At 27.5% G+C, this 25,187-nt stretch carries 22 protein-coding genes; 20 read left to right on the forward strand and 2 right to left on the reverse strand.

Annotation, left to right across the window (positions count from 1 at the left end; translation table 11 throughout):
• The first annotated feature begins 1 nt into the window (after window position 1).
• Window positions 2-1,702 carry an ABC-ATPase domain-containing protein gene (locus CLPUN_RS15075; RefSeq protein ID WP_077848076.1) on the forward strand — a complete coding sequence of 567 codons (1,701 nt, stop codon included), beginning with the start codon at window positions 2-4 and terminating at the stop codon, window positions 1,700-1,702.
• Window positions 1,703-1,969: 267 nt separating this feature from the next.
• Here CLPUN_RS15075 and CLPUN_RS15080 read toward each other — a convergent pair whose 3' ends face one another.
• Window positions 1,970-3,001 (reverse strand): PocR ligand-binding domain-containing protein, encoded by a 1,032-nt coding sequence (locus CLPUN_RS15080; protein WP_077848077.1) that lies wholly within the window; start codon window positions 2,999-3,001, stop codon window positions 1,970-1,972.
• 481 nt (window positions 3,002-3,482) lie between these two features.
• On the opposite strand from CLPUN_RS15080, the gene licT reads away from it, so the two are divergent.
• The 11 genes from licT (at window position 3,483) to CLPUN_RS15135 (ending at window position 17,591) form a co-directional block, all read left to right on the forward strand.
• Window positions 3,483-4,310, forward strand: a complete 828-nt coding sequence (gene licT / locus CLPUN_RS15085; protein WP_077848078.1) for a BglG family transcription antiterminator LicT — start codon at window positions 3,483-3,485, stop codon at window positions 4,308-4,310.
• A gap of 157 nt (window positions 4,311-4,467) precedes the next feature.
• Window positions 4,468-6,351, forward strand: a complete 1,884-nt coding sequence (locus CLPUN_RS15090) for a beta-glucoside-specific PTS transporter subunit IIABC (protein ID WP_077848079.1) — start codon at window positions 4,468-4,470, stop codon at window positions 6,349-6,351.
• Between the two features lie 217 nt (window positions 6,352-6,568).
• Complete coding sequence (locus CLPUN_RS15095) at window positions 6,569-8,002, forward strand: 6-phospho-beta-glucosidase (protein WP_077848080.1); 1,434 nt, start codon at window positions 6,569-6,571, stop codon at window positions 8,000-8,002.
• A 967-nt stretch (window positions 8,003-8,969) separates the two neighbouring features.
• A complete protein-coding gene (locus CLPUN_RS15100) occupies window positions 8,970-9,158 on the forward strand; it encodes a CD3324 family protein (protein ID WP_423237303.1) in 189 nt (62 codons plus the stop codon).
• Window positions 9,159-9,836: 678 nt separating this feature from the next.
• Entirely contained in the window at window positions 9,837-10,736 is a 900-nt protein-coding gene (locus CLPUN_RS15105) for a chemotaxis protein (RefSeq protein ID WP_077848081.1), read from the forward strand.
• Window positions 10,737-11,132: 396 nt separating this feature from the next.
• Window positions 11,133-12,362 (forward strand): L,D-transpeptidase family protein, encoded by a 1,230-nt coding sequence (locus CLPUN_RS15110; RefSeq protein ID WP_077848082.1) that lies wholly within the window; start codon window positions 11,133-11,135, stop codon window positions 12,360-12,362.
• Window positions 12,363-12,586: 224 nt separating this feature from the next.
• Complete coding sequence (locus CLPUN_RS15115; RefSeq protein ID WP_077848083.1) at window positions 12,587-13,777, forward strand: HDOD domain-containing protein; 1,191 nt, start codon at window positions 12,587-12,589, stop codon at window positions 13,775-13,777.
• 46 nt (window positions 13,778-13,823) lie between these two features.
• Window positions 13,824-14,963: an FIST signal transduction protein gene (locus tag CLPUN_RS15120; RefSeq protein ID WP_077848084.1), complete on the forward strand. Its 1,140-nt coding sequence runs from the start codon at window positions 13,824-13,826 to the stop codon at window positions 14,961-14,963.
• Between the two features lie 4 nt (window positions 14,964-14,967).
• Complete coding sequence (locus CLPUN_RS15125; protein ID WP_077848085.1) at window positions 14,968-16,017, forward strand: sensor histidine kinase; 1,050 nt, start codon at window positions 14,968-14,970, stop codon at window positions 16,015-16,017.
• Between the two features lie 25 nt (window positions 16,018-16,042).
• Entirely contained in the window at window positions 16,043-17,338 is a 1,296-nt protein-coding gene (locus CLPUN_RS15130; RefSeq protein ID WP_077848086.1) for a response regulator, read from the forward strand.
• Between the two features lie 13 nt (window positions 17,339-17,351).
• Window positions 17,352-17,591: a response regulator gene (locus CLPUN_RS15135; RefSeq protein ID WP_077848087.1), complete on the forward strand. Its 240-nt coding sequence runs from the start codon at window positions 17,352-17,354 to the stop codon at window positions 17,589-17,591.
• Between the two features lie 133 nt (window positions 17,592-17,724).
• Here CLPUN_RS15135 and hcp read toward each other — a convergent pair whose 3' ends face one another.
• Window positions 17,725-19,371, reverse strand: coding sequence for a hydroxylamine reductase (gene hcp / locus CLPUN_RS15140; protein WP_077848088.1), 1,647 nt, complete (start codon window positions 19,369-19,371; stop codon window positions 17,725-17,727).
• A 187-nt stretch (window positions 19,372-19,558) separates the two neighbouring features.
• Between hcp and CLPUN_RS15145 the strand changes: the two genes are divergently transcribed.
• The 8 genes from CLPUN_RS15145 to CLPUN_RS29240 all read left to right on the forward strand — a co-directional run bounded on the left by CLPUN_RS15145 (window position 19,559) and on the right by CLPUN_RS29240 (window position 24,808).
• Window positions 19,559-19,771, forward strand: a complete 213-nt coding sequence (locus tag CLPUN_RS15145; RefSeq protein WP_077848089.1) for an MCP four helix bundle domain-containing protein — start codon at window positions 19,559-19,561, stop codon at window positions 19,769-19,771.
• 159 nt (window positions 19,772-19,930) lie between these two features.
• Window positions 19,931-20,113 carry a hypothetical protein gene (locus CLPUN_RS15150; protein WP_077848090.1) on the forward strand — a complete coding sequence of 61 codons (183 nt, stop codon included), beginning with the start codon at window positions 19,931-19,933 and terminating at the stop codon, window positions 20,111-20,113.
• 72 nt (window positions 20,114-20,185) lie between these two features.
• Entirely contained in the window at window positions 20,186-21,115 is a 930-nt protein-coding gene (locus tag CLPUN_RS15155; RefSeq protein ID WP_242954147.1) for a phosphodiester glycosidase family protein, read from the forward strand.
• Window positions 21,116-21,283: 168 nt separating this feature from the next.
• Window positions 21,284-22,345 (forward strand): bifunctional glycosyltransferase family 2/GtrA family protein, encoded by a 1,062-nt coding sequence (locus tag CLPUN_RS15160; RefSeq protein WP_077848092.1) that lies wholly within the window; start codon window positions 21,284-21,286, stop codon window positions 22,343-22,345.
• Window positions 22,346-22,474: 129 nt separating this feature from the next.
• A complete protein-coding gene (locus tag CLPUN_RS15165; protein ID WP_077848093.1) occupies window positions 22,475-23,620 on the forward strand; it encodes a pyridoxal-phosphate-dependent aminotransferase family protein in 1,146 nt (381 codons plus the stop codon).
• Window positions 23,621-23,715: 95 nt separating this feature from the next.
• Window positions 23,716-24,249 (forward strand): ECF transporter S component, encoded by a 534-nt coding sequence (locus CLPUN_RS15170; RefSeq protein ID WP_077848094.1) that lies wholly within the window; start codon window positions 23,716-23,718, stop codon window positions 24,247-24,249.
• A 301-nt stretch (window positions 24,250-24,550) separates the two neighbouring features.
• A complete protein-coding gene (locus CLPUN_RS29235; protein WP_278281661.1) occupies window positions 24,551-24,673 on the forward strand; it encodes a hypothetical protein in 123 nt (40 codons plus the stop codon).
• On the forward strand, window positions 24,674-24,808 hold the full coding sequence (locus CLPUN_RS29240; protein ID WP_278281662.1) for a sugar phosphate isomerase family: 135 nt from the start codon (window positions 24,674-24,676) through the stop codon (window positions 24,806-24,808).
• Window positions 24,809-25,187 lie beyond the last annotated feature (379 nt).

Here is a 25,187-nt window from a genome sequence, read left to right on the forward strand (position 1 = left end):
TATGAAAAATTCACAAATATTAAAAAAGGACTTAGATAGAATTGATGGAAGGAGCTACAGATTGTATAAGGAATTAGAGGGACAATATGATTTTGAAAATTACATTTTAAGTATAGATCATGTTCAAGGCGATCCTTTTGCAGCACCATCAAGAATTAGATTAATAGTAAAGCAGCATACAGCTAAATTTCCAAAGGAACTTTTTGATAATAAAAATAAAAATATTGCTGTTGCAGATTATTTAACAAGAGAATTTTACTTTAATATAAATAGATTTAGTGAAAGAATTTTTGGATCTGGAAAGAGTGGGATAATAGCCATAAGTAAATGTCCACAAGAGATATTAAATAGAACATCAATAATTATAAATGAAGATGAAATTGAGGCAAGATTTTATGTTGGATTTCCAGCAAGAGGACGAAGTGTTTTATCAAAAGAATTAGAAAAGATTTTATATAATGTTATACCAAACCTTGTGGAAAAAACTTTAATATATAAAAATATTAATAATGGAAAATTACAAGCTAGAGTAAAGCTTGTAGAAGATCAGGAATATATAAGAATGGAATTAAATAAGAGAGGATTAATTTCTTTCATAGCTAATGGATCAATGCTGCCAAGAGAAAGTGGAGTATCAACGAAAGCATTAAAAACGGGTAAAACATTTATGTCACCAAAGGAATTAGAAGTGGAATTCAATACTCAAAGCAGAGGAATAATAAAAGGAATGGGTATTAAAAAGGGTGTAACGATTATTGTAGGTGGAGGTTATCATGGTAAATCCACATTATTAAAAGCTTTAGAACTTGGAGTTTATAATCATGTTGAAGGTGATGGACGGGAATTTGTTATAACAAATAAATCAGCCTTAAAGATTAGGGCGGAAGATAGCAGATGTGTAACTAAGATAGATATATCTTTGTTTATAAATAATTTACCTAATGGAAAAGATACGGTGAAATTCTACACAGAAAATGCAAGTGGAAGTACATCACAAGCAGCTAATATTATAGAAGGAATAGAAAGTAACACTAAGGTCTTTTTAATAGATGAGGATACTTCAGCCACTAATTTTATGATGAGAGATGATTTGATGCAAAAATTAGTTTCTAAAGATAAGGAACCAATTACACCTTTTATTGAAATTGTCAGATCTTTATATGAACAGAAAGATATTTCAACAATCATAGTAGTTGGAAGCTGCGGAGATTTTTTTGATGTTGCAGATTGTGTAATACAAATGGATAATTATGATATTAAGGATGTAACAAAACAAGCTAAAGCATTAAGTAGTGGAAATATTATAAAAAGGATTAATGAGAAAAATTTAAAGATAGATATTGCATTTAACAGAGAGATTAAAGCAGGAAATATTGAGGCTAGAGAAAAAGGAATTAAAATAAAAACCTTAGGAGTAGATACAATAAGTATAAATAAAGAAGAAATAAATTTAAGAGCAGTAGAGCAAATTGTTGATAACGAACAGTTAAATACTATAGGATCGATTATGAAATGGGCAGAAGCTAACCTTATGAATAAAGGTTTAAGCCTAAATGAAATGGTTGATAATATAATCTGTGAAATAAATAAAAATGGATTAATATCAATAGAGGAAATAAAAGGTGGCAGTGGAAGTTTAGCCATGATTAGAAAACAGGAAATAATGGCTGCATATAATCGATATAGAAAATTAAAAATATAGATTAAATTTAAGAATAGGAGACAGCTATGGAGGAAGTTATATATGAATATATAAATCATAAAAGTGAAATTTTCAATTAGGTCATTAATATAAGATATTATTTGAACCATATAGTAAGATTAAAAACTTTTTTACAGATGAAAAAAGTGCGAAGCACAACCAAGAACTTTTTTCAATTTATTAGAAATTACTTTTTGATGTAATAGGATAATTAAGCAAATAAGCATTTCGTGGAATCAATTCCAGAAATGCTCATTGTAACTATAGTTATTTTTCATTAGCTAATTTATTCAATTCCATAGTGAAAGTTGTTACTTCCTCAACACTGGCATTTGTTTCCTCTATTGCTGCTGATTGCTGTTCGGTTATATTTAAAGTAGTATTTGATGCTTGCATAGTTCTGTCTACTGATGCTTGTATTTTATCTAATAAATCAGCAATACTATTTGTTGTTTCTTTTGAGCTCTCTGATAATTTTCTTATTTCTGAAGCAACTACACTAAAACCTTTGCCAAGGTCTCCAACTCTTGCAGCTTCAATGGAAGCATTAAGTCCAAGCATTTTTGTTTGTTTGGATATATCTTTTATATATCCAAGAATAATATTTATTTCATTAGACAGATTTTGAACATTTAAGATTTCATTATTTAATAAAGTTTGAGTCTCAGTAACCTCCATTGATGAAGAGGCAAGCTGTTCAGTTGCAGAAGATATTTGTTCAAAACTTTCTGAAAGAGTTGCTGTTAATTGTTTAATTTTTAGACGTTGATAACCTTCATTAGATAGTGTATTTGCAACTGAAAATAATACTTCAGCTGCTGCTTTAACATTACTTTCATCTAATATCTTCACATGTTTAGCCGCATCATAATAATTGTCTTCATTTAATCCTAATTCCTTTGCAGTACTTCTGAATTCCATTTCTTCAGGTTCATTAAATAGTATTTGCCCACCAAGTATTGTTCCTATAAGTACACCTTTAACTGTTATAGGGGCAGCAAAGTCAATAAGTCCAGAATGACATTTATATATGTATGGCTTTCCAGTTCTAAAAGCTTCTTCACCAGCTTTACTGTGACATTGCGCACAACGATTTTTCCCAAGTTGTGTAGACTGAGTCAGATTAGAACAAATATAGCTATAGCTGCTTGGTTTAGTAAATGGAACTCCATTTTTATCAACTGTAACACTAGCAATATTTATACTTTTAGCAAAATCATCTTGGAACTTCTGAAGAAATTGTAAGTCCATTATATCGTTTAATTCTAAAGTGTTTAATTCAACATTATAATTTTTCATAAAATCCTCCTTAAATACAGTTATATTTTTAACAATTATTCATATTATACAATGAAATGAAGAAATATGATATAATGTATTACTATTCGATATTGATATAATCGTGAAATGATGAGCAATTAATCTAAAAATTATTTATTATATCACGAAGTCATGAAATATTCTCTTAAAAAATTAAATTTAAAATAAAAAACAGCCTATATTATAGTAAATTTGTTTTAAAATTCAAATTTGATAAAGTATGTAAAATGAAAAAAGAATCGGAATATGTAAAATAAAAGATAAAAAAGGTATTGACAATTAAGAAAAAATAATATATTATAAATATAGAATTTAAACGCTTACAAGTTAATACAGTGGGATTGTTACTGATACGATCAGGCGAGACCTTAATTAATGAGAAGAGAACAAACTATCTCTTTTGATTAATTAAGGTTTTTATATTCTTAATTAGCATAGTGATATCGATAGGGGGATAACCATGATAATAAAAAAGATATTTAATAATAATGCTATATTAGCTAAAGATTCCGATAAGCATGAATTTGTTGTTATGGGAAGTGGTGTTGGATTTAAAAAGAGTGTTGGGGAAAAAGTAGATGAATCTTTAATCGAAAAAACCTTTATTCTTAAGCAAAAAGATGCATCAGAAAAATTTAAATTATTATTAGAAGATATTCCCTCAGAATATGTTTCATTATGCTATGATATTATTGAATATTCAAAGAATATATTGGGGGTTGAATTGAGTGACTATATATATGTTACTCTTACAGATCATATAAACTATGCATTAAAATTATTTAATGAAGGCCTTAATCGCCCAAATCCTTTAATTTGGGAAATCAAAAAGTTCTACACTAAAGAATTTGAAATAGGATTAAAAGCGTTAGAATTTATTGAAGATGAAACAGGAAAAAAATTACCTGAAGATGAAGCTTGTAATATAACTCTTCACTTAATAAATGCACAAGTTAATAGTGTAGGTGGTAAGGTTGAAGATGTTGCTAAGCAAACAAAAATGATACAAGATATTTTAAATATTGTTAAATATACATATAATATTCCACTTGATGAGAAATCGTTGAACTATGAAAGGTTTGTTACACATTTAAGATTTTTCTTTCAAAGATTAAGTAAAAATCAAGAAGTAGAATCGGAAGATGATTTCTTACTAACTCAAGTGAAAGCAAAATATAGAAATGCATATGATTGTATGTTGAAAATAGAAGCATATTTAGAAAAAGAATTATCTGATGAGGAAAAGTTATATCTAACTATTCACATTCAAAGGGTTACACAAAGATAGTTAAAATTAAATATTAATGGATTGTTACTGGTAAAGCAGGCGAGACCAACATTAGATAGTATAAACTTTATCCTATTGGACAAAATTTATTTATATCATTAGTGTTAGGTCTCGCTTTTTTTATAAATATGAAAATAATATATAAGGAGAGATATATATGAAATATGAAAAATTGGCAAAAGACATTATAAAAAATGTCGGTGGAAAAGAAAATGTTAATAGCTTAACTCATTGTGTTACGCGTTTACGTTTCAAATTAAAAGATGAAAGTAAAGCTAATACAGAGGTATTGAAAAATATGGATGGTGTTGTTACTGTAGTAAAAAGTGGTGGGCAATATCAAGTAGTTATCGGAAACCATGTTCCAGATGTATATGCAGATGTATCAGCAGTAGGTGGATTTGCGGCAGCTTCTGAAGATGATTCAAATGAAAACATGAATGCTTTTAATAAGTTCATTGATATTATATCAGGAGTATTTGCACCAACATTAGGCGTTTTAGCTGCAACAGGTATGATAAAAGGCTTTAATGCATTATTTGTAGCATTTAATATACTTACAGATAAAGATGGAACATATCAAATTCTAAATGCAATAGGCGATAGTTTATTTTATTTCCTTCCAATATTCTTAGGTTATACAGCATCTAAGAAATTTAAATTAAATGAATTTACTGGAATGGCAATAGGTGCAGCTATGGTTTATCCAAAGATTATAGCATTAACTACTGGTGAACCATTATTTAAAGTTTTAGGTGGTACAATGTTTGAATCTTCGGTAAGCACTACATTCTTAGGAATTCCAGTTATATTGATGAATTATTCATCAACTGTAATTCCAATAATAATAGCTATATTTGTAGCGTCAAAAATTGAAAAATTATTTAAAAAAATTATTCCTGATGTAGTTAAAACCTTCTTAGTTCCATTTTGTACATTATTGGTAATTGTTCCATTAACTTTTCTAGTAATAGGACCAATTTCAACATGGGCAGGTCAATTACTTGGAGCTATTACTGCTGCAATTTATAATTTCAGCCCAATTGTTGCAGGATTATTTATTGGTGCATTTTGGCAAGTATTTGTTATTTTTGGATTACATTGGGGCCTAGTACCTATAGCTTTCAACAATTTAGCAACGTTAGGATACGATTCAGTATTAGCACTTTCAGTGGCAGCATCATTTGCACAAACTGGTGTAGTTGGAGCTATATTGTTAAAAACTAAAAATAAGAAATTAAAATCTCTAGCAATTCCAGCATTTATTTCAGGTATTTTCGGTGTTACAGAACCAGCAATTTATGGTATTACATTACCAAAGAAAAAACCATTCATAATAAGTTGTATAGGAGCATCAATTGGTGGTGGTATCATAGGATTCTTTGGTTCAAAAGGATATATGATAGGTGGAATGGGTATATTTGCACTTCCAAGTTATATAGGACCAAATGGAATGGATAAAGGCTTCTATGGAATGGCTATAGCTATGGTAGTAAGTTTAGTTTTAGGATTTGTTATGATGCTATTTACTAAATTTGAAGATGATCCAGAAACAAGTGAAGGAGCTAAAGCAAATTCATTAGTGAAACAAGAAATATTAGTAAGTCCACTAAAAGGTGAAGTTAAACCTTTATCAGAAGTAAAAGATGAAGCGTTTTCAAAAGGAGCACTTGGAAAAGGTATAGCGATAGAACCAATAGAAGGTAAAGTAATTGCTCCAGTGGATGGTGTGTTAACAACATTTTTTCCAACAGGTCATGCGTTAGGAATTACAAGTGATAATGGTGCTGAAATATTAATTCATGTAGGTATGGATACAGTTCAATTAGAAGGTAAGCACTTTACTCCTAAAGCAAAACAAGGTGATGTGGTTAAAGCAGGAGATATATTACTAGAATTTGATATTAAAGCTATAAAAGCAGAAGGATATTCAGTAATAACACCTGTAATAGTTACTAATTCAGATAATTATTTAGATGTTATAGAAACAGATAAGAAAACTATTAGTTACAAGGAAGATTTATTAACAGTAATGATTTAAAAAATAAATTCTAAGTATAAGAGGAATTTCCTCTTATACTTAGAATTTATATATATGTATTCTGAAAAAAGTTTATTAATTTAAATTGACTTTGTACTTTTAATAATTAAAAAACAGGCAAGCTTTAAAAACAATGAAATTTACTAACTAAAAATATACTATTCAAAAAAATAGTAGTTTAAAATAATAAAAGCTATAATTTGAAGGAGAGAAGTTTATGAATAAAAGTACATTTCCAGATAATTTTCTTTGGGGAGGAGCTACAGCTGCTAACCAATGTGAAGGTGGATATTTAGAAGCTAATAAAGGCTTGTCAACAGTTGATGTAATTCCAGCAGGTAAGGATCGTTTTCCTGTTATGCTTGGAAAAATGAAAATGATGAAATGTGATAACGATCATTTTTACCCAAGTCATGAAGCAATTGATTTTTATCATAATTATAAAGAGGATATCGCTTTATTTGCAGAAATGGGATTTAAAACTTTTCGTTTATCTCTTGCATGGTCACGTATTTTCCCAAATGGTGATGATGCTCAGCCAAATGAAGAAGGTTTAAAGTTTTATGATGAAGTATTTGATGAGTGTCTTAAGTATGGAATTGAACCATTAGTAACTATAACTCATTTTGATGTGCCAATGCATCTTGTAGAAACAATTGGTTCATGGAGAAGCCGTAAGATGGTAGAATATTATGAAAGATTATGTGAGGTTATTTTTACACGTTATAAAAATAAAGTTAAATACTGGCTTACATTTAATGAAATTAATATGTTATTACATTTACCATTCATTGGAGCAGGATTAGTTTTTCAAGACGGTGAAAATCAAGAAGCTATTAAGTATCAAGCCGCACATCATCAATTAATTGCAAGTGCAAAAGCAACTAAAATAGCTCGTAAAATAAATACAGAATTTAAGATAGGGTGTATGTTAGCTGCTGGTAATACTTATGCCAATACATGTGCTCCAGAAGATGTATGGAAGTCTATGGAAAAGGATAGAGAAAATTATTTCTTTGTAGATGTACAATCTCGTGGAGAATATCCTAATTACGCAAAGAAAATGTTTGAAAGAATGAACATAAATTTGGAAATAAAAGATGGAGATGAACAATTATTAAAGAATAACACTGTAGATTTTATTTCATTTAGCTATTATGCTTCTCGTTTAACTAGTGCAGATCCACAAGTGAATGCACAAACAGAAGGTAATGTATTTGCAACATTAAAAAATCCATATTTAAAAGCAAGTGAATGGGGATGGCAAATTGATCCTCTTGGACTTAGAATTACACTAAATTCGTTATATGATCGTTATCAAAAACCGTTATTTATTGTAGAAAATGGATTAGGTGCTGTGGATACACCAGATGAAAATGGATATGTTGAAGATGATTATAGAATTGAGTATTTAAGAGAACATATTAAGACCATGAAGGATGCTGTAAAAATTGATGGTGTAGAACTTATGGGGTATACCCCTTGGGGATGTATTGATTTGGTAAGTGCATCTACAGGAGAAATGAAGAAGCGTTATGGATTTATCTATGTAGATAAAGATAATGATGGTAACGGTACACTAAAGCGCTCTAAGAAAAAGAGCTTTGATTGGTATAAAAAGGTTATCGAAACTAATGGTGAACAATTATAAAATAATATAGATATAATAATATAAGAAGAGCTAATATCAGATATAAAAATTGATATTAGTTCTTTTGTTTTAGGAAAGTTTTATTATAAAAATTCTTTCCATTGAGAGTTTGGTAAAAATTATGAGATAATTAACTTGCCGGTGATTCTAAGTGAAAGGAGATGGTAATATTGATCATTAATAGGAGGTGTCTATTAGCTTAGAATATAGGCTGATAGATAATCAATAAATGGAGGAAGAATACCTCTTCCTCCTACAGATTTTTTTTGAATTCATACTCAATATAGTGAGTTTCAAAAGGAAATAAGGTAAGTGAGCTTTATTAAAATAATAATTTTTCTGAATGAGATAAAGCAAATATAATGGATAAGAATAGAATTGTCATTAATAGAGTAAGAGTAATACTGTTAAAGTTATATTATAATCTATAAATTTTGTGTGGAATATGAGAACATTTTTAGATTATATTGACATAAAATAAAATTTACAATAAAATAAAATTAATATAAATTACTAGATAATTTATCAGGTTAAATATATTAAAGTCAGATGAAGGAGGAAGTTATAATATGTTTTTTTTAATTAATTGTGTAGAGGTACTTATTCAATAATTTAATATTGTCGGAAGCTATTTAGGATTTTATAGTACAATTTTTTTATGTCTATAAATATGGTGCAAATAGAGTTAGGTTACTCTTTATTTGTTGTGCTTTCGAAGAAGTTTAATAACCGTCATCTGAAGAATTAAAATGGATTTAAATTTGGCAGAATGCACGAAAGTTATCGTGTTTTTTTATTGCCTTTTTTATAAATTCCGTGGATGGTTATGTGTCCATGGAATTTTTTTGTCTAAACTAAGATATAGTAAATTTGAATTTAATTTATAGAAATTGTTAGGGGGTGTTTTCAATGGGAAATTCTAAAATGTTATTAGTAAATATTGAAAATAATGGGGAGGAATTTAGCATTGTGTTACAAGAATGGAAAGGATATATTGCCAGAGGAACTTTTAAAAGAGTTACAAAAGTATATTCAAGGAGAAACCATATATATTCCTAAGACAGAAGATCGAAAAGCTTGGGGGGAGAATAATGGCACTCGCATAGCCATTAGAAAAAGAAACTTAGAATATATAAGTTCTATAAAAATGGAGTAAAGATTAATGAGCTTTCAGATAAGTATAGTTTATCGGATGATAGCATAAGAAAAATTATATTTAAATTAAAGAGTGAAAAATTAAAAATTTCAGTTTAAATAAAATATTAAATTTTAAATAAAAAATCCACCCAATATAGTTTTGGGGGATTTTTTATTTAGATTTTAAAGTTTATAATAATATATAATACAAGAAACAATTTGCATTAAAATTAATTTACTTTCAATGAACTAAAATTTCATTATAATATAATATTTAAACATAAAAATTAACTAGCAATTAAGATTGTATAGAAAAATTTTATTAAAAATATATTAATATATTTTAGAAATTACTCATAAATAATTTTTTAAATTAATATTTCGGGATTCTTAAATATAAAAATAAAAAATTAATAAAAAAAGAATAATTAACTACTAAAAGTTACAATTAAAAGCGGATAGATGGTATAATAAAGGAAGAATGTGTATTATCGATAATATAAGTAAAGTTTTTAGTTGAAAAATGTATATTAATTATAATTAGGACACGCTTATTTACAACAAGTAAAATGTGAGTCAATAGAAAACGTGACTACAATAGGTAACAAAGATTTATATTATTAATAGACTACATTTTTCTAAAATATATAAGTAAAGATTAACAAATATATAAATTTTAAGTAAGGGGTAGATATTTATGAATAATAATATATTATTAGAATCAGGTACTGGAGAATTAGAAGTAATAGAATTTATTGCAAATGGAAATCATTATGTAATTAATGTTGTAAAAGTAAAAGAAGTAATAGCAATGCCTAAAAATTTAACAACATTGCCTGACCCTAAACCGGAAATTGCAGGTTTGATATTATGTAGAGAAGAGATTCTTACGTTAATAGATTTAAAATATATATTATCAAAAAAAGCAACAAAAAGTCTGGGAGATAAGGTTATTGTTTGCGAGTTTAATAAAATAAAAGTTTCATTTAATATTGATGATATAGTAGGAGTTCATCGTATTAAATGGAGTGAAATAAGAAAACCAGATGATTTATCAGAAAATTCACTAGCTGTTGGAAACATACTTTTAAATGGAAAAGTATTAATTATGCTTGATTTTGAAAAAATAGTTACAGATATTTGTCCAAGTGTTGGAATAAGTGAAGATAGACTTATAGAAGTAGATTACAAGGATAGATCAGATATAAAAGTAATTTTAGCAGATGATTCAGCTTTAATTAGAAGACTTTTAAAAGAGACACTTACAAAGGCTGGTTTCAAAAATTTAAAAATATTTGATGATGGCAAGCAAGCATTAGATTTTCTTCAAGGATTAGTAGAAAAGCATGGAGAAAATTTTACAAGATATGCAGAAATACTTATTACAGATATAGAAATGCCTCAATTGGATGGACTTACACTTACAAGACAAATAAAAGAAGATGAAATTTTAAGGAAATTACCAGTAATAATATTTTCATCATTGATTACAGAGGAATTAAGACATAAGGGGGAATCTGTTAAAGCAGATGCACAATTAAGTAAGCCAGAAGTAAATGAACTTGTTGATACTGTAGATAAATTATTAAAAATATAATTTGGTTAAGATGAATTTGTTATTTGAAAAAATTAATATTCGGATATAATGATTTGGCAATAGTCATATGATGAAAAATCGTGCATAAGGAATGTACGATTTTTTATTATATATTTTTAGAATAAGTTTTAAAAGATTACATTGAAAATATAAATATTATTTTAGGCTTTATATAATTAAAGATAAATAGTTGATGGTTGATAATTGATATTTAAATGGAAAATATTGTATAATATATAGGCGCACATTTGTAAATAAAATTTTTATAAAAAATTTAAATTTATATATTGTAAATGACTCTGAAGGAGGAAGGGTGAGAAAAGGTGTTTATTATATTGACATAAGAATTTCAGAAGATGTGTGCTAAAATACTATAAATTGAAATGGGTGGTTTTTATGGAGGCAAAAAAAAATAGGTCAGATAATATTATAAAGTATATTATAGTTTTTTCTATTACTTTACTTAGCTTGTATTTAATTTTTGCTGTTAATATTATTAAGGTTTCAGCTAAGACTTTAGATGAGAAATCATCTAGTGAATATACATTAACGTTATATGAAGCAGGCGGTATAAAAGAACAAATTAATGGAGTTGATATTAAATTAAGTTATAATTCTGATCAGGTTTATTATGATGAGACATTATTAAATGAAGCTATAAATAAGCTATTGTGTTTAGCTGGAAATAGTATATTTAAATCTCAAGATCCTACATTTGTATATGAAAATAATACTTATACAATTTCAAAAGAACTTTATGGTAATAGTATTAACAAGAATATTTTATATGAGAATATAACAAAGGCAATTAAAAACAAAGAAAAAAAAATAAATTTAGAAAAATTAAATTGTTATGAGAAGCCTAACTTTACTTCGAATTCTAAAGAGGTTATTAAGGCTAAGGATATACTTAATAAATATGTATCTTCAAGGATTACTTATAATTATGAAGGATTAGTACAAGTTTTAGATGGTTATAAAATAAAAGATTTTATTAGCGTTGATGGAAATTTTCAAGTTATACTGGATGAAACTAAGATAAAAAATTACGTTGATAATTTAGCAAATAGTTATAATTCAGCACTTGGGACTAGCATACCAGTTAATGGTGGATATTATGGAAATAATCATAGTTGGATAATCGATAGTTTAGAAGAAACTAAAGTATTGATTCAAAATATAAAAAATGGACAAACTGTGACCAAGAATCCAATATATAAGCAAACTTCAGCAGCGAACTATTTTAGTAATATTGGAAATACATTTGTGGAAATAGACATGACTAAACAACATTTATGGTACTATAAGGACGGATATCTTGTTGTAGATGGAGATGTGGTTACAGGTAATGTTAGTAACGGCACTTCAACACCAGAAGGTGTTTATAAATTATACAGCAAAGAAAAGGACACTGTATTACGAGGTGAAGATTATGCTTCCCCAGTAAGTTTTTGGATGCCATTTAATAAAAATATTGGACTTCATGATGCAAATTGGAGAATAGAATTTGGTAGTGACATATATATAAATTATGGATCACATGGATGTGTAAATGCACCATATTATGTTGCTAAAACAGTATATGAAAATATTAATATAGGTACATTTATAATATGTCATTATTAGAAATTTAAAGGAATCGTTTCCCTTAAAAAAATAAAAATTATTGAGAGTTAAGAAACTTGTAGAATCCTTGAAATTAGGAGCTACAGGTTTCTTTTTTCGAAATATTTAAAAAATTACATTCGATTTTGGGAATTTTACAAAGGATTATATAAATAAATGTAGAAATAGACATAATAAGGAAAATAGTAAAAATATAGATTGCTATAGATAAGGAGATGAAATATATGTTAAAAAGAATCCTTTTTGTTGATGATGAAACACAAATATTAAGATCGATTACAAGACTTTTTATGGATACAGAATATGAGGTACTTAAAGCAGAGAGCGGAGCAGAGGCACTGGAGCTTCTTGAAATTGAACAAGTAGATGTAATTGTTAGTGATATGAAAATGCCAAAGATGACTGGGTATGAATTACTTAGTCAAGTGAAAAAAAAGTTCCCTAATATTGTTCGTATAATTTTAAGTGGATTTTCAGATGAAAGAATAGTATTTGATGCATTGCAAAAGAATATAGCTAAATTATATATTTTAAAACCATGGGAGAATACTGTTCTTATTAATACTATAGAAAAAGTATTTCAGATAGAAAATCTACTAAGAAATAATGAGAAGGTTCTTAAACTTGTAAATAATGCAGAAGAATTGCCAACGATTAAGACCTCTTACCAAAAGATTATTAATGTAATAGAAAGTGATAAGGAAATATATAAAATAGTTGAAGCAATAGAAGCTGATAATTCCATTGTTATAAAACTTCTTCATATTGTAAACTCATCATATTACTCTGTAAAAACAGGCTCAATAAAAAGAGCAGTTGCTTATCTTGGGCTAGATAATATAAAAAATATAGTAATAGCATCTGCTTTTATAGATGGATTGAGTTTTAATTCTAAAGATAATAAGAGATTGGAAGAATTGTGGGAACACGCATTTATTGCTAATAGAATTATAAGTCTAATATATACTGAATTTTTAAATAAGAAAATTCCAGAAACTGAAATGAATGCAGGTCTATTAAGTAATGTTGGAATTATTTTCATGATACATTCGTTTCATGATAAATACATGGAGATATTTGAAGAGATTGAAAAGAATAATGTAGATATAATTGAACTTGAAAATAAAGCTTTTGGAACTAATCACCAAGAGATAGGAGGATATCTATTGCAATGGTGGGATATTCCATTACCAATTGTTGAGGCAGCACTTTATCATCATAATCCTTTTAACGAAAATGTAATTAATAGACAAATTGTATTGGCAGCACATGTTGCTGAAAAATATGCTTGGGATATAATTGAAGGAAAATACTTTTTTGAATTTGATGAAAAAGTTTTTGAGAAGTTAAAAATAGATAAAGAACAATTTGAAAATAAACTTAAAGAAACCTTAGAATTAAGTGGATTCAATTAATGATATATTTCTAAAAACTAATCTCAGAGGGTTTGGAGGGAAAATTATGGTTACGGAGCAGTTTGTTTTTCATAATTTGGAAGAAGTAGAAAGTATTAACGAATTGAGTAAAGTTGTAAAGGCGAATTTAATTCTTATGTTTGGTTCAAAAGAATTTATTTGTAATAAAGGAATATTTAATACAATAAAAAACAAGTATCCCTATGCACATATAATAGGATGTACAACAGCAGGAGAGATATATAAGGATCAAGTTAATGATGATACATTGACAGTTACAGCAATTCATTTTGAAAAGAGTGAAATAAAATTTTTCTGTTCAGAAATAGAGGATATAGGAAAAGATTATGAAAAAGGATTAAAAATTGCCCAATCAATTTCAATAGAAAATTTAGCACATGTCTTTCTAATAACTGAAGGAGAAAATATAAATGGTAGTAAAATTGTAGAGGGGGTGGTAAAAGGACTTCCTAAACATGTCAAAATAACAGGGGGACTAGCAGGCAATGGAAATACATTTAAAGAAACTTTTGTGATTGCTAACGATTACGCTAAGCAGAATCAAATAGTAGCGGTGGCTTTTTATGGAGATAAAATTAGAATTGGATATGGTTCGGTAGGTGGATGGGATACTTTTGGAATAGAGCGATTTGTTACTAAATCAAAAGAAAATATAGTATATGAATTAGATGGACATCCTATATTAGATTTATATAATGATTACTTAGGAGAATATGCAAAAGATCTTCCTGCTAGTGGATTGTTATTTCCTTTAAATGTAAGATCAGCAGATAATGTATATAACTACGTTAGAGCAGTTGCAGGTGTAGACAAAAAAAATAAAAGTCTTAGATTTTTTGGAGAAGTACCACAGGGGTATTATGCAAGGCTTATGCATGCTAATTCTAATAATCTTATACATGGATCTATGAAAGCAGCAGAAAATTCTGTTAAGAGTATTAATAGTAAAAATGGGAAACTTGCAATATTAATAAGTTGTGTTGCTAGGAAAGTTGTTTTAAATCAAATGATTGATGAAGAAATTGAATCAGTAAGAAATATTTTTGGAAATGATGTAATTTTTACAGGATTTTATTCTTATGGAGAAATAGCACCTTCAAGTAAGGACAGAATAACAGAATTTCATAATCAAACAATGACTATCACACTTATAGGGGAGGATTGATATTATGGATGAATATCATAAACTATTAAAAAGGCAAGTGGTAAAGTATATTGGTGATGGTGAAATACCAGAAAATTTTAAAAGTTTCCTTGAGGCTGTAAATTCTGCTTATATTGAATTTGAAAAAGATAAAACTTTATTAGAAAGAAGCCTTGATATAAGTTCAAGAGAATATAAGGAAAATATTCAAAAGATAGAAAAATTGCAAACTCAAATAATAAATCAGGAAAAAATGGCTGGGATAGGACAGCTTTCAGCTGGAATAGCTCATGAAATTAATAATCCATTAGGATTTGTAAAAAGTAATATATATACATTAAAAGGTTATAAAGATAAGATTAAAAAGCTTTTAGAATTATACTTCAGTATTGAAGAAAAGTTAAAAAATTATGATGAGGGATTATATAAGGAAAATTTTTCAGAAGTTATTGAATGCAAAAAGAAAAATAAAATAAAATTTATTTTTGATGACATAGATGATATTATACTGGAATCTAAAGATGGTATAAATAGAATGGAGACTATTATTAAAAGCTTACTTGGATTTGCAAGAAAAGCATCGTCTTCAGAATTTAATGAATATGATATAAATAGTAATATTAAATCAACAATTACTATCGCATATAATGAAATTAAGTATTATGCAATGGTTGAAGAAAATCTAGAGGATGTTCCAACAATAAAAGCACTTGAAGGGGAAATAAATCAAGTACTTTTGAATCTTTTGGTAAATGCGGCACATGCAATAAAATCAAAGGGAATTCAAGGTATAATTAAAATTCATACTTATTGTGACGGGGAGTATGTAAAATGCGAAATAAGTGATAATGGAATAGGAATTTCAGAGGAACAAATTAATAATATATTCAACCCTTTTTTTACTACTAAGCCAGTAGGTATTGGAACAGGGCTTGGATTGAGTATTTCTCATGACATAATAGTAAATAAACATTTAGGATCTATAGAGGTAAAGAGTGATGAAGGAGAAGGAACAACGTTTGTTATTTCATTACCTTTAGATGTAACAAAAGCTGAAAATAAATCTAATAAGTAAAATATTAGTTTAGGAGTGTGAGAGTATGAAAATACTTGTTGTTGATGATGATAGATTTAATCTTACTGTTGCAAATAATTTTATAAAAGAGACTAGTATAGAGTACCAAGTTACTAGCTGTAATAACCCGTTAGAAGTTAAAAAACTAATGGATGAGAATAATTTTGATATTATTCTTCTTGATATAGTAATGCCAGGAATGGATGGAATTGATGTCTTAAAGCAACTAAGGTCAAATCCAGAATATGATAATGTTCAAATTCTTATGTTAACATCTCTTACTGATAGTAACAGCTTTAAAAAATGTTTTGAATATGGCGCTGATGATTATATAAATAAACCAATTAAAGATGTTGAATTTTTTGCAAGATTCAAGGCTGCTGTAAAAACAAGAAATAATGCTCTAATGCTTAAGGAAATGTTTGAAAGGATAAAAAAGCAAAACAAAGATTTAAAAGAACTTAATAAAACTTTAAATGATACTCAATTTCATATGATACAAAAAGAAAAACTTGCAGCCATTGGAGAGCTTGCAGCAGGAGTAGCACATGAAATCAACAATCCTTTGGGATATATTGGGAGCAATTTGGAAGTGCTTTCAAACTTTGTATTAAGAATTCAGAGAATGATTACAGAATATAAAGAACTTGTTCAAAGGGTAATATCAAACAATAATATAATGAAGATAAATGGGATTAATGAAATAATAACAAATTTAAAGGAATTAGAAACGAAATTAAAAGTTAACTTTGTTCTTAAAGAACTTGAAGAAATTATTAGTGATTCAAGAGATGGTGTAAATCGTGTTTCTAAAATTGTAAAGAGTCTTCAAAACTTTGCGAAGACAGGGTTTGAAGATGAAATGATTTTAAATGATTTAAATATAATTATTGACGAGGCTATCTTACTATTAAATAATGATTTGAAAAATGTTGCTAGAATAGAAAAGAAATATGGTGTAATACCGAATATACTATGCAATAGAAGTCAAATGGGACAGGTTATGCTAAGTTTAATTACAAATTCTTTGCAAGCCATAAGGAGTCAAAACAGACTAGATGGAGAGATTATTATAGAGACCTTTAAGGAAAAAGATATGGTATGTTGCAGTATTTCTGATGATGGACCTGGTATAGAAGAGAGCGTAATTAATAAAATATTTGATCCGTTTTTTACAACCAAAGAAATTGGCAGTGCTACAGGAATTGGGTTAAGTATTTCGTATGACATAATAGTTAAAAAGTATAATGGAGAGTTTAATGTTGAAAGCATACCAGGCAAAAAGACAGTATTTACATTTAAATTTCCAATAAGAAATTAAGAGGGTGATGTGGGTGAATATGGGGAAAGTTCTATTTGTAGATGATGAGGAAAATATTTTAAATGCTTTAAGACGTGGTCTTATTGATGCAGATTATGAATATTTTTTTGTTTCGAATGGTCTAGAAGCACTTGAAATAATCAATAATAATGTAATAAATGAATATTTAAAAGTGTATAATGGTGCATTTATAATAAAGACAATTGATTCAAGAGTGATAATTAAGATACGATTAATAAAAAGTGGAAAATAAAAAAGGATTTTTATTTAGTTAAAATATAAAAATAATAAGTGCAAAATAATAGCATTAACTATGATTGATTGGTTTTATTACATCATAGTTAATGCTATTTTAATTTATCAAATAGGGTTGTCCTAATTAAATGTTATCCTAATATTTGTTTTAAATCCTCATCGGCAGTACTGATTGGTTTAATATTAAAATTATCAATTAAAAATTGCAATACATTAGGAGTTAAGAAAGCAGGTAAGCTTGGACCAAGATACATTCCTTTTACACCTAATGATAGTAAGGCTAATAAATCAGCTACAGCCTTTTGTTCATACCAAGAAAGTATAATTGATAAAGGTAATTCGTTAATGTTGCAATTAAATGCATCGGCTAAAGCTAAAGCTATTCTAACTGCTGAATAAGCATCATTACATTGCCCAACATCAAGTAATCTTGGAAGACCAGCAACTTCACCAAAGTCAATTTTATTAAAGCGATATTTTCCACAAGCTAAAGTTAAAATAATGCAATCTTTAGGAATTTTTTCGGCAAATTCTGTATAATAATTTCTTCCAGGTTTTGCACCATCGCAGCCACCTATTAAAAAGAAGTGTTTAATGCTTCCATCTTTAACAGCATTTATTATTACATCAGCATGGCTTAAAGTTGCTTTATGACCAAAACCTACTAAGATTTCTTTTATTTCTTCATTTTCTTTAAATCCACCTAATTCTAATGATTTATTTATAATTTCAGAAAAATCCTTATATCCATTTTGATTTTTTTCTATATGTTTAATTCCTTCGAAGCCAACAACACTTGTTGAAAAGATTCTGTCTTTGTAAGAATCTTTTGGTTTCATTAAACAATTTGTTGTCATTAAAATACAGCCAGGTATATTATCAAATTCTTTTTGTTGATTTTGCCATGCACTACCAAAGTTACCAGCTAAGTGAGGATATTTATTTAACTCTGGATATCCATGTGAAGGAAGCATTTCTCCGTGAGTGTAAATATTAATTCCTTTTCCTTCTGTTTGATGTAAGAGCATTTCTAAATCTCTTAAATCATGTCCAGAAACTATTATAAATGGACCTTTTTTAATATTTACATTAACTTTTGTTGGAACTGGTGAATTGTAAACCGTGTTATTAGCAGTGTCGAGAAGTTCCATAATTTTAACACTCATATCTCCGGTTTCAATTAAAACTTTAATTAAATCTTCAAGAGTTAGGGTATCATCAGTCAGATTGGCTAAAGCTTTAAAATAGAAGTTATTGATTTCATTGCTATTATAATTTATAAATCTTGCTTGATGAGAATAAGCAGCAATCCCTTTTAACCCATATTTTATAGTTTCGCTAACAGAACGAATATCTGGATTTAAATTTTCATCATACATTATGCCGGCTTTTTTTGCATCTTCAAGAAGTCCTTCTTTAGAAGAATTTAAATCATAAAGTGCATAATCAGATGATATATTTGAATCACCAATTTTTTTTCGCAAATTTTCTTTAATTTCTTGAGATTTATTTAGCATAATAATATGAGCAGCAGGATCAAAATTAACATTAGTTAATGTCATGAATAAAGAATCTTCAACAAAAATAGCTATTGAGTCATCAACTTTTTCATTTCTATCCAAAAGTTCTTTGGCATAAATGCTGATTCCTTTTAATTGATAAATCAATAAATCCTGCATTGCTGCAATTTCAGGTGTTTTTCCACACACGCCTATTTTAGTACAGCCTTTACCACCAACAGTTTGTTCACATTGATAACAAAACATTTCTTCAACCATAACAACGCCCTCCTTAAATTGGATACTTTAAGTATTATATATATATTTTACAACAATGTTGGAGAAAAATGCAATAAAAATCAGAAAATTCAGAAAAATAGACTAATTGGAAAAAAATAGCAGAATGATATATATATTGACGAATTAAATTATATTTAAACGATATTTATGAAAGGTGGATGGTTTTATGATAAAAAATTTTAATAATTTTAAGATGGCATATAAATTAATTTTATTATTTATATTTATGGCTATATGTACTGGAATTGTTGGTCTTATAGGAATATATAATATGGATAAATTAAATACTAGTGGAAAATTAATGTATGAATATAATCTCAGACCTATAGAAACATTAAATGAAATAAAATTATTTAACGATGCGTACAGATCTAATTAAATTACCTTGATAAAGAGGAAATAGATAAAAGTGAAATGGATGAAACAACTCAAGAAATAGAATCTCTATCTAAAAAAAGTAGTGAACTTTTAGCAAAGTATAAAAAGAACTCATTTCAAAACAAGAAATATATATTTTTCAAATAGTGGTCAAGCAGTTTTGGAATATTTAGAAAGTAGTGTAAAGGCAAGTTATGAATTACTTAAAGATACAGATCTTCAGTATGAAAAAGATGCAGAATTCCTTAATAATATGACTAGTTATATAGCTAATTCTTCAAAACAAATGAAAGCAGTTATAAATCAAATAAATTTTGCATTAGAAAGTCTATCATCTTATTAAGCTAACATTAAGATAATGCAAGTAGAATAAGTTCAAGTACTAAATTCATTTTTGAAAAGGAGATTTTGAATATTGACTAAAAAGAAAAAGATTATCATAAGTTTAAGTTCAACTGTAATTATTATAGCTGCTATTTTATTTTCTTTAGCGTATAGATATTTAATAGAAAGAGAGGAAGTTCCAGTCTCACTGAAGAGCAACATAAAAACAAGTGCAGATGTAAGCACTAGTAATATAGATAAAAGTGAAGCTACATACGACGATTGGGATTATACGAGAGATGATTTACAAATAAACATACAAAAAGTTGAAAGCGGAAGCGGTAATAATAAGATTACTTATTATGTAGCAGACGTAGAAGTTAAAGAATCTTCTGATTTATATACAGCCTTTGCTAAAAATAAATTTGGAAGAAATATTATTGAGGCAACTTCAAGTATAGCAGAGAATAATGATGCGGTTTTTGCTATAAATGGTGATTACTATGGATTTCGTGAAGACGGAATTTTAATTAGAAATGGGGTGGTATATAGAGACACGCCAGCAAGGGAAGGTTTAGCTTTTTATGAAGACGGAACTATGAAAACATACGATGAAACTAATACATCAGCAGAAGAATTAATTTCAGAAGGAGTTATAAATACATTTTCATTTGGGCCTACGCTTGTAGAAAATAGTAAAGCTATAACAAACTTTGAGAGTGTGAAAATAGATAAGAATATGGGAAACTCATCTATTCAAAATTCAAATCCACGAACAGGAGTCGGAATAATTTCATCTAATCACTATGTATTTGTAGTAGTTGATGGTAGAAAAGAAGGTTACAGCAAAGGTATGACACTTAATGAATTTTCAAAGGTTTTTGAAGAGCTTGGATGTACGGATGCATATAACTTAGATGGTGGAGGTTCATCAACTATGTATTTTATGGGAAGGGTAGTTAATAATCCACTAGGTAAGAATCAAGAAAGAGAAATTAGTGATATTCTCTACTTTAAATAATAGAGAAGTTTATATAGATGTTGTTGCAAGAATATTCTTTAATAAAATTTGCAACTGTGTGCTTACTTTTTGTAGATTTTTTATTGAAATATATAGATATTAAAGTAAGTTATGTAATTAGAAGGTTAGAAAAAATTGAAATATTATATAAAAAGGAGTTGAGTGAAAATGGTTATTATAATTCCAGCATATGAGCCAGATGAAAAACTGATTAAACTTGTAGGCGAGTTAAAAGAAAAATGCAACAGTAAAATTCTTATTGTAGATGATGGAAGCGGAGAAAAATATAGTTGGATTTTTGAAAAATCAGAGCAATTAGGTGCAGTAGTAGTTAGATATGAAAATAATAAAGGAAAAGGAGGAGCTCTTAAAACAGCTTTTGATATAGTAAGCGATTGGAAAGAAGCAGAAGAAATTGTAACGGCAGATTGCGATGGTCAGCATTTACCAGAAGATATAATGAAAATAATGAATCAGGTTAAAGTAAACAGGAGTAAAATAATATTAGGAGCAAGACATTTTACAGGTAAAGTACCGTTTAGAAGTATTTTTGGGAATAAACTTACAAGTATTGTATTTTTGTTAGCAAAAGGAAAGAAGATTATAGATACTCAAACAGGATTAAGAGGATTTTCAAATGACATGATTCCTTGGCTTTGCAGTATTGAAGGAGATAGATTTGAATATGAAATGAATATGTTGTTAGAAGCAGAAGAAAGTGGTTATGAAATAAAAGAAACTCCTATTAATACAGTATATTTAGAAAATAATAAATCATCTCATTTCAATCCATTAAAAGATTCTATAAAGATATATATGCCATTTTTTAAATTTGGAATTTCATCTATATTATCAGCCTTATTAGATTTTAGCTTGCTAATATTTATTAAGCTTCTTACTTCAAATTTATTTTTAGCAGTTGCAGGCGCTAGAATTTGTAGTGGTTCATTCAATTATATTATGAATAAAAATTATGTTTTTTCAAAAGGTAATATAAGAAATGAGGAAATATGTTTTCATAAATATGTGCTGTTAGCATTAGTTTTAATGTTTATGAATTATATAACTTTAAATTATTTATGCACTATAGGAATTAACTTGGTGATAGCTAAAATTATGACAGAGTCAATTCTCTTTTTATTTAGTTTTTTAGTTCAAAAAAAGTACGTATTTATTAATAATAATCTTAAACATAACCATGTGTTTAATGGATCATCTAAAAATAAATAATGATAAAAGTAGTAGATTGTATCCGTACAATTTACTACTTTTATTTTATGTGATATTTTATTTGTATTAAGTATTTGCAAAACTTATTTTTGAGAAATTAAAGTAATATCAAAGGAAGGAAATTTTACTATGAATGATAAGTTTGTTTATGCTCCAGGGCCAACGAGTGTAAGAGAAAATGTTAGATTAGAAAGAGCTAAAGCAACTACTAATCCAGATATTGATTTAGAATTTGTAGAATTTTATAAATATACTTGTGATAAGATAGGCAAGATAATAAATACAAATAATCCAGTGTATATATTAAGTGGAGAAGGCATTTTAGGACTTGAAGCAGCATGTGCATCTCTTACTGAACCTGATGATAGAGTGCTTGTTTTAGATAATGGGATTTATGGGAGAGGTTTTAAAGACTTTGCTTTAATGTATGGAGGAGAAGGGGTATATTTTTCAGATGATTACAGCAAAGCTATAGATGTAGAGAAGCTAAGAAAATTTTTAGAAGCAGATCATGATTTTAAGTATGCTACAATAGTTCATTGCGATACACCAACAGGGGTTTTAAATGATTTATCAAAAATATGTCCAATGTTAAATGAATATGGAATATTAACAGTTGTTGATTCTGTTTCTGCAATGGGTGGAGAAGAAATAAGAGTTGATGATTGGAAAGTCGATATAGCTTTAGGTGGATCTCAAAAAGCATTTTCAGCTCCAGCTGGATTAACGATGGTAAGCATTAGTGAAAGCGCAAAAGTTGTAATGAAAAACAGAAAAACTCCTGTAGTAGGATTTTATTGCAATCTTAATATTTGGGAAAATTATTATACTGATAAGTGGTTTCCATATACAATGTCTATAAGTGATATTATGGGATTAAGTAAGGCTTGTGATAACATTCTAGAAGAAGGCGTTGAAAATGTACTTGATAGACATGAAAAAATAGCAGTAGCAACAAGAAAAGCTGTGGTTGAATACGGACTTAATTTGTTTTTAGAAGAGGGATTTTCTAATACAGTAACTGCAGTTAAGATACCAGAAAATATTGGAGCATTAAAGCTTAAAAATCACATACTAAATCAATATAATACTTTAATTATTACTTCCTTGAAACCATATGAAGATATTATTCTTAGAATAGGTCATATGGGGGAAAATGCAAGAATAGAAAAAATAGTTTATGCGTTAAATATAATAGACAAAGGGTTAAAAGATTTAGAATTTAAAACAGACAAAGATTTAGTTAAATTATTTAATAAGTATTTGAAACAGTAAATTAATAAGTGATTAAAAGATTTATTTAGTAATAAATTGAGTAAGCAATTTATAAATTGGAAGAGATTAAAAATATATAAGGGCGGGGCAAAATTATGGAATTAATCAAAGGAAAAAGTAAATTTAAAACAAAAGATATGGTTGAAACAGCATTACTAACAGCATTAATATTTGTAGCAACCTCATTTATTAATATTAAACTACCAATAGCAGCAAATGGTGGATTGGTTCATTTAGGGACTGTAATGTTAGTTATAGCAGCAGTAGTTTTTGGAAAAGAAAAAGGTGCTATTGCAGCAGCAGTAGGAATGGCAATATTTGATTTATCATCAGGATGGGCACTTTGGGCACCATTTACTTTCGTAATAAGAGGTATTATGGGATATATTTTAGGAGCTATCTCATATAGTAACAATAAAAAAGGAGAAAGTATAATTGTTAATATTTTTGCATTAATAGTATCAGGAGCTTGGATGATAGCAGGATATTATCTTACAGAAGTAATTTTATATGGAAATTGGATAGCACCAATTTCATCAATTCCTGGAGATATAACACAAATTGTTATGGCCATAATAATAGGTATACCAATGTGTAAAATTCTTAAAAAATATGTAAAGTACATTTAGAGCTTAGAAAAAAAGGATATTTTAAAGTTAATTAAAAACTACTTTAAAATATCCTTTTTAGTTTTATAGTTTTTAGGAAATTAAAAAATAAGAAATTTAAGAAAATAAATTTCTTATAAGAGGTTGTTGACGAAATAAACAAGTCGTGATATTGTTACGATATAGAATAAATACGAAATTTTGATTATTTAAGCTTAAATGAATAATGATATGTATCTATAAATAAATTATTTTTATATATTCTATTAATCAAAGAATAAATTATTATATTATGTAAAAACATATAAAGAGGTGTTGTAAAATGAATAATAATGATTTAAAGAAAAATTGTGCTAAAGAAGATATGAAATATATAGAAGATGGAATAATAGTAGGTCTTGGTAGTGGTAGAAGTATAGCATATTTAATAGATTATATAAATTAAGTGAAAGATATTGCTCAACTAGATAGAAGTCTAAAAAATATTTGTGGAGCTATAGAAACATCATTATTTATTAATGTTATTACTAAAGTAATTATTGCTAGTGAAAGTGGAATACGAGTTATTTCTAAAAATTAAAACAGATTTAAATACGTAAAAAATAACTTTAATTTAAATAAACAAGGAGTTTAAAAATTATATATGGTGTAATTTTAATTCTCTAACAGAATTAAGTACTATAAAATAGTTTTATTGAAGTATACATTTATAATATATATTAAAATTTAAATACATGCATGAGACTAACTATATGAAGTCAATATAAGTTAATAAAAAAATCATATTTTTTAGTCAATAAAAAAGTGCATGACAAATAAAGCAACTATGTTGCTTGGAAATTTAAGGAATTACATTTGTGGAACAAATGAGGTATTGGTTTTTAAAAGATAAAAAATAACACGTATTAGTTTTTTGGCTACATGGCTCATAGCAATATAATAATGCTTGCCTTCACTTT

The organism is Clostridium puniceum, assembly GCF_002006345.1.
Classification (GTDB): Bacteria; Bacillota; Clostridia; order Clostridiales; family Clostridiaceae; genus Clostridium; species Clostridium puniceum.